Source organism: Methanosaeta sp. UBA356 (assembly GCF_002496465.1).
GTDB lineage: Archaea > Halobacteriota > Methanosarcinia > Methanotrichales > Methanotrichaceae > Methanothrix > Methanothrix soehngenii.
The window spans coordinates 21,552-28,778 of the sequence record NZ_DAKC01000106.1 but is presented as its reverse complement, the minus strand read 5'-3'; the positions used below and the strand labels follow the sequence as shown (position 1 = coordinate 28,778).

Sequence of the window (7,227 nt, the reverse complement as noted above, 5' to 3'; positions counted from 1 at the left end):
GAGGATCATGGGCTCTTTGTGGTCATACCCGGCAGCAGCCTGCAATGCGCGAAAATTTAGAATGATTTATCATAAGTAATATAATTAAGAAACGTTTTTATGCATTCAGCCCGATTGCGAAAGGGAGAGCTTGAGGCTCTTTAGGGGAACTATATGCGGGCGCGCAGGAGCAAAGATCAGATCATAGTGGAGATCCTGAATATATGCGAAAAAGGGGAAAATCTCACCAATATCGTCTATCGAAGCAGTATCAGTTTTACTGCCATCAAGGCATATCTCGCTGTGCTCATGAAAAACGATCTTCTGATATGCCAGGATGGCTCTCCGCGAATCTATAAAACAACGCCAAAGGGCCTGGCGATGAGAGATCGCCTGGAAGGGCTACATAAGCTGATGGAAGGCCTGAAGATATAGAGGGGGCAAGAAGGATCCATGTTTGATGCGTTTATCCTCCCGCAAGGATCTTATGCAAAAATTTCTGTAATAAATCCGCCTGCATCATTCGATAGCATAAGGCTCCCTGATCCGCATAAATGCGAGAACGCCTCCCGATGCGAAAGCCGTTTTTTGGCTATAGTTCTCCCCTCTGCAAGGGATATCTATAAATACTCATCTTGACATGTTATCTATAGTTGATACCCAGTATTGATGTAGGATACTCAGGGCAGAACCAAAAGGAGAGATGTAATATATGCTTTCGTCGATGATGAGTACGGTCAGTAGCACCATGAGCGCAACAGCCAGCGCCACCAGCACAATGAGCACAACCTCGGCGGTCAGTACATTTGCCACGGTGGGTGTCGCGGATATCAGCGTTGTGAGCGTCATATGTCTCATCGCTCTCCTAAGCGCCTCTGAGATACTCTCTGCCTCATCCTGCTGGCACAGGCGCCTTTCAACGGTGCTCAACATCGCCATAGTTCCCATGGTCTTAACATTCTTCTTAATTGTGGGCTACAAGGTAGTAGAGGTTATCGGCAGCTAGATAAGCCCTGCTGCTGCATACAATCTCTCTTTTATAGCACCTTTTGTAGCTCTTCATAGCAGTCTATTCATTCTATTGCATATAGCGTTTTTAGCGAGGAGCCTAAATTCCAGGTCCAAATTACCTTCCTACTTGAAATGAATAGCGTATTTGCTTCCGGGATAGTCGTCTCCGTTCGTTCGTCCTCTGTGCGCTCTGTGTCTCTGTGGTTCTATTCCCATAAACCACCTGGATTGATTTTTCAGCCACGATTATTAACCACTGAGGCACAGAGTTCGCAGAGACGCTCAGCCTTCCTTTCCATCCAACCTAAGAAAGCTCCCAATTGCTTCCGGGATAGTCATCTCCGTTCGTTCGTCCTCTGTGCGCCCTGTGTCTCTGTGGTTCTATTCCCGTACACCACCGTGTACTGCCTCATGCTTCCCCCGCTCCGATTAACATCCACAGATTCCACCGAGCCGCTCAATCCTCTTTTCTCCCTGAACCATTCAAGTCGCGATACGCTCTTTTATCCTATCCAGAGCATAAGCGTAAAAGAAGAACAGGAATAGCGGGCCAATGATCAAATACGGCAGGATCTCCGGTTTGAGAGGAGCGACGAGGAACAGCGCTATATTGGTGACCCCGTGGGCCAGGGAGACAATGGGCAGGCTCTTGGATAGCCAGAAGAGCACCCCGAAAGCCAGCCCCGCCAGGCTAACGTAGAGGAGCTCCAGTGTCAGGTGATAGCCGCTATGCATGAACCCGAATATCACACTGGCCAAGACCAGCCCCCCGATCAGACCAATCCTCTCCTGGAGCACAGTCTGCAAAGACGACCGAAATACGAACTCCTCCACAATACCCACAAAGAAGATCATGGTCAGGGCTAAAATGAGCATTTGCTGGAGATCATTGTCCACCACCAGCATTTGAGGCTTGATCACCATATACTCCCCCCACCCCAAAGCCAGTCCCATGGAAATGGAAACGGGCAGAAAGAACCAGAACCGCTCAAAGGTCAATCCCGCCTCCTCTGCGGTTATGAATCTCTCTTTCAAGATCATATACATGGGAATGAACATGGGCGCATAGACCAGCACATAGGAGTAGAGGGTCAGGTGGAAGAAGACGGGCATCGCGACATTCAAAAGGCGGAACAGTGGCAAGAGCATTAGGGCTGGATAGGTCCGGTTATTGACGAATATGGTTGATAGGCTTAAAAAAACCAGGTTCAGCGCATGAATGGGCATCGCTGCTTCAGGCTTGCCGTAGAAGATCAGAATCTCGGCCAACAGTATCAAAAATACGGGAATCAACAGGTCGAGATAGTACCTCTCCGCATTCAGCGCCTTCATATAATTGCCATGTTCTCATCAAAGATTTAATAGATTCCCTCGAACCTTACTGTGCCAAAAAATCAGCATACTTTAGCCCTGACTTGGGCAGATATAATGCGAAGGATGTAAATAATTTGCGGCCCTGATGATATAGTATGACCCTTGTCTCCCTCTCTTTTGAGGTCCACCAGCCAATCCGTCTGAAGAAGAATTTCTTCTGGGACGGCTACATGAACCGGCAGGTGGTACCTGATTTATGGAAATACTACTTCGATGACCCAGAGAATCGGAGGATCTTCGAGCGGGTATCCGACAAATGCTACCTGCCCGCCAACCGGGCCATCCTGGAGGGGATAAAAAAGCTCCAGGGATCGAATAGATCCTTCAAGGTCTCCTACAGCTTCTCAGGCGTCTTCCTGGAAGAATGCCAAAGGTACCGCCCGGATGTCCTCGACTCCTTTGTCGACCTGGTCCAGACTGGAATGGTGGAGGTGCTGGATCAGACCTACTATCACAGCCTGGCCAGCCTCTACGACGATCCGGAGGAGTACATCGAGCAGATCAAGATGCACCGGGAGCTGATCTGGGACATCTTCGCCCTCCGGCCTACGACCTTTGAGAACACCGAGCTGATCTACAGCGACAAAATCGCCCAAATCGCAGACCGGATGGGCTATAAGGCCATATTCACCGAAGGGGTGGTAGCAGATCCCAACTACGTCTACCGCCCGCCAAACACCAAGATCGCTCTGCTCTTGCGTAACTACCAGCTCACCGACGACATCGGCTTTCGCTTCTCCTCCCACAATTGGGAAGAGTACCCCCTCACCGCAGACAAATACGCCTCCTGGCTGGCGAGGACCCCAGGCAAGTGCATAAACATCTTCTGCGACTACGAGACCTTCGGCGAGCACCAGTGGATCGATACCGGGATCTTCGACTTCATCCGCAGCCTGCCAAACCAGATCCTCCGCTACAAAAACCTCCAGTTCGCCACCCCCTGCGAGGTGGCCGGCACAATTCCCCCGGAAAGAGAGCTATCGATAGAGAGCTTCGTCTCCTGGGCAGACCTGGAGAGAAACACCAGCTGCTGGCTGGGAAACGCCCTTCAGCATGCCTGCTTCATCCAGCAGAAGAGGCTCCAGGCGCCGGCAAGAGAGAGCCGCGATCCCGACCTCCTGGCCATCTGGAGGACTCTGGGCCTCTCCGACCATCTCTACTATATCTTCACCCACGGCGGAGGGCCGGCCGAGGTGCACAACTACTTCAGCCCCTACGGCTCCCCCTATGATGCAGCTGTAACCTACTTTGCCGTCTTATCCGACTTTCACTGCCGCCTGAAGGGAAAGACCCATCTGGCCGATTCCCCATTCCGGTTTGCCACCGGAATAGACCAGTTCACAGGCGACTCCGCCTGGACACTGATGGGCCTGGAGGCCATCCTGGACAAAATCCCTCTCCCCTCTTTGGAGTACCATAATGCCAACGGCGATTATGCCCTCTGGGCGGAGAAGAGCTTGGGCGACAGCGCCCTGGCGGAAAAGCTGGCCGGATTGCAGAAGCTCAAGGGGGAGAGGCTGAGAAAGGGCCTTCTCCGGGCAGTGGCCGATTCCCTGGCAACAGAGGTGATCTAAATGACTGTAGGAGCAGCTCAACCTCAGCCCTTCCAGCCGGCCGACTATTCCCAGGGGACATCCCGGGAGTGGCTGGTGGCTAACGGCCTGGGCAGCTATGCCTCATCGACCGCAAACTGCAGCAACACCAGAGCCTATCACGGCCTTCTGGTGGCAGCCACCGAGCCTCCAGCAAGGAAGAGACTGCTCCTCGCCAGCCTGGACGAGGAGCTGGGCGAATTCCGACTGGCCAATCATCAGTACCCCGGAGCGATCTATCCCCAGGGCTTCTCTCACCTGCAGGGATTCTGGACCGATCCCCTCCCCCGGTTCTGCTATCAGATGGGCACTACAACCCTGGAGAAGACCGTCTCCATGGTCCGCAATGAGAACAGCACCATCATCAGCTACAGGATCAAGGGCTACCGTGGATTGATCCGCATCGTACCCCTGATCCACGACCGCAGCTTCCATGCTGCCGGCGATCTTCCTCCACTTCACCAGAATACCTGGGGCAAAGGAACCACAATCCTCAGCCAAACCCGTTTCTCCATCTTCTCCGACCTGGCCCGATATATTCCCCAGGAGAGGGTCTACAGCAACTTCGAGTACGAGGAGGAGCGCCGCCGGGGCCTGGGCTGGAAGGAGAACCTCTTCTCCCCCGGCTGCTTCGAGCTGGATGTATCCGGAGAGGCGGAGTTCGCCATCATCGCCTCCACCTGGAGGAGCTCCTTGGCCAACTGGAGGGCGGATCAGGAGAGCGAGAGAGAACGCCTGATATCCTTAAAGGCACCCGTTCCTCCTCTGGCTCGAGCGGCGGACAGCTTCCTGGTCAAGAGGGGCAACGCTCTGAGCCTCATCGCCGGCTACCACTGGTTCGATGACTGGGGAAGGGACGCCATGATCGCCCTGCCCGGCCTTCTCCTCTCCACCGGCCGATATGAGGCAGCAAGGCTGGTCCTCAGCTCCTTTGCCGGGGCGATGAAGGACGGTGTGCTGCCCAACGACCTCGGGGCCCGGTCCTACAACACCGTGGACGCCTCTTTGTGGTTTGTTCAGGCGACGAGCAGATATTTCGATGCAACAGGTGATCTGGATTTCCTGGCCGAGCTCTGGCCGAAGCTCTTGGATGTGGTTGAGAGATACTCCCGACCGGGCGATGACTTCGGCGCAGATGAGGACGGCCTGATCAATTCCGGCCCGGCTCTCACCTGGATGGACGCCAGAGTGGACGGCCGGCCGGTCACCTCCCGGACGGGCAAATGCTGCGAGATAAACGCCCTCTGGTACTCCGCCCTGAGGAGGACAGAGAGCCTTTCCCGGGCCCTGGACATGCCCCTGGACCCGAAGATTCCCGAGCTCGCAGATAAGGTCCAGAAAAGCTACCTCCGATTCTGGAACAGCGAGAACGGCTGCCTCTTCGATGTGATAGACCATGAGGACGCCTCCATCCGCCCCAACCAGATCTTCGCGGCAATCGTTCCCGATCTCCTGCCGGATGTGATGAGAAGGAGCATTCTGGAGGTGGTAGCTCGAGATCTTCTCACCCCCTTCGGCCTGAGAACCCTCTCCCCCCGCGATCCCCGTTATGCGGGCCGATATGCTGGAGAACCCAAGGAGAGGGACCGCAGCTATCATCAGGGCACGGTCTGGCCCTGGCTCATCGGCCCCTATATCGATCTTCTGCTGGCTGTAGGCGGCCGCTCCGCCGAAACGCGGGAGAAGGGATTGGATGCACTAAGGCCGCTCTTGGATCTGGCAGAAGGGATGGGCACCATTCCCGAGGTCTTCGATGGCGACCTGCCCCAGAATCCCGGTGGCTGCATCTCCCAGGCCTGGTCGGTGGGAGAGGTTCTCAGAGCTTATGAAGAGCTGCGGGATGAATAGGAAAAATTCCATTCATTTTTTCCAGAACTCTGGCAAGAAGAGGACCATAGCGGTCACCACCTCCAGCCTGCCGATCCACATGCATAATATGAGGAGCATCTTTCCCGCAGGATGGATATCTGCAAAGCTGAACATCGGCCCCACCACACCAAATCCCGGTCCGACATTCCCCAGGGTCGTCGCCACTGCCGACAGGACGCTCTCCATATCCATCTTCGGATCGCTGTAGGAGATCATGGCCAGGAGGAGGGAGGCTATGGCAAAGATGATGATGTACATGGAGACGAAGATATTGCTCGCCCTTAAAATCTCCTCTTTCACCACCATATCGCCCAGCCGGACGCTCTGAACCGCCTTGGGATGAAGAGTGCGAATCAGCTCTCTGTATGCGCTCTTGAATATCAGTATCAATCGAACAACCTTGATTGCTCCTGCGGTGGAGCCGGCACAGGCCCCGATGATCATAAGCAAGAGGAGGGTGATCCTGGCGGTGGCGGTCCACTGATTGAAATCGGCAGTGGCAAACCCGGTAGTGGTCAGGATCGAGACCACCTGGAAGCCGGCCAGTTGAATCTTCTGGTAGATGTCTCCCTCCAGCCCTCCCCAGAGGATGATGATCGACGTGGCCAAAAGGATGATCAAGGCATAAGCCCGGAACTCCGTGTCGCTGATCAGGGCCTTCCGGTCGGAGGTGATCATCCTGTAGTGCAGGGCGAAGTTGGCCCCGGCCAGGAAACAGAACAGGACGATGATGGCATCTATGATCCAGCTATTGTAGGCCATGATGCTCAAACCCCGGGGCGAGAATCCTCCCGTGGCCATGGATGAGAAGGCATGGCAGAACGAGTCAAAGGGGGGCATTCCTGCCAGAAGGAGGAGGGCGACCTCCACCAGGGTCAGGAGGATATAGACCATCCAGAGCATGCGAGCGGTCTGCTTGATCCTGGGCTTGATGGATTCCTTATCCGGGCCGGGAACCTCCGCCCGGTACAGCTGCCGTCCCGCCACTCCCAGGCGGGGCAGTATGGCCACGAAGAGCAGTATTATCCCCATCCCTCCCAACCACTGGGCAAATGACCTCCAGAAGAGCAGCCCCATGATCGTATCATCGGGGCCGCTCCTCATCCGGAGGAGGATGGAGTTGCCGGTCATCCTCACCAGTTGCATCTGCATCTCCGCCACCAGGCTGCTATCGGCCAGGGTCTGGTTCATCTTCCAGTATCCCAGGTGATTGATCTCTGTGAATACAGACGATCCAGTGGTGGTGAAGGCGGACATGGACTCGAAGAGGCCATCGATCAGGCTCATCCCCAGGAAGACATAAGGAAACGCTCCGAAGAAAGCGACGGCAATCCAGCCCAGAGCCACCAGGGCGAAGGCCTCTCTTAATCCCGGCTCCTCCTCAGATGACAGCCTTCCCAGG

The 7,227-nt window shown here is 55.0% G+C and carries 6 protein-coding genes; 4 read left to right on the top strand and 2 right to left on the bottom strand.

Features of this window, described 5'->3' with window-relative positions; genetic code table 11:
* The first annotated feature begins 153 nt into the window (after positions 1–153).
* Positions 154–414: a winged helix-turn-helix domain-containing protein gene (locus tag BP727_RS10000; RefSeq protein WP_276838332.1), complete on the top strand. Its 261-nt coding sequence runs from the start codon at positions 154–156 to the stop codon at positions 412–414.
* Positions 415–691: 277 nt separating this feature from the next.
* Entirely contained in the window at positions 692–985 is a 294-nt protein-coding gene (locus BP727_RS09995) for a hypothetical protein (protein ID WP_013718719.1), read from the top strand.
* Positions 986–1,473: 488 nt separating this feature from the next.
* On the opposite strand, the gene BP727_RS09990 is transcribed toward BP727_RS09995, so the two are convergent.
* On the bottom strand, positions 1,474–2,322 hold the full coding sequence (locus BP727_RS09990; RefSeq protein WP_286858641.1) for a CPBP family intramembrane glutamic endopeptidase: 849 nt from the start codon (positions 2,320–2,322) through the stop codon (positions 1,474–1,476).
* Between the two features lie 137 nt (positions 2,323–2,459).
* Between BP727_RS09990 and BP727_RS09985 the strand changes: the two genes are divergently transcribed.
* Positions 2,460–3,938: an alpha-amylase gene (locus BP727_RS09985; RefSeq protein WP_286858639.1), complete on the top strand. Its 1,479-nt coding sequence runs from the start codon at positions 2,460–2,462 to the stop codon at positions 3,936–3,938.
* Complete coding sequence (locus BP727_RS09980; RefSeq protein ID WP_286858638.1) at positions 3,939–5,804, top strand: amylo-alpha-1,6-glucosidase; 1,866 nt, start codon at positions 3,939–3,941, stop codon at positions 5,802–5,804.
* A gap of 12 nt (positions 5,805–5,816) precedes the next feature.
* Here the strand turns inward: BP727_RS09980 and BP727_RS09975 are convergent.
* Positions 5,817–7,227 (bottom strand): TrkH family potassium uptake protein (locus BP727_RS09975; RefSeq protein WP_286858636.1); only part of this gene is annotated, 1,411 nt, incomplete at its 5' end.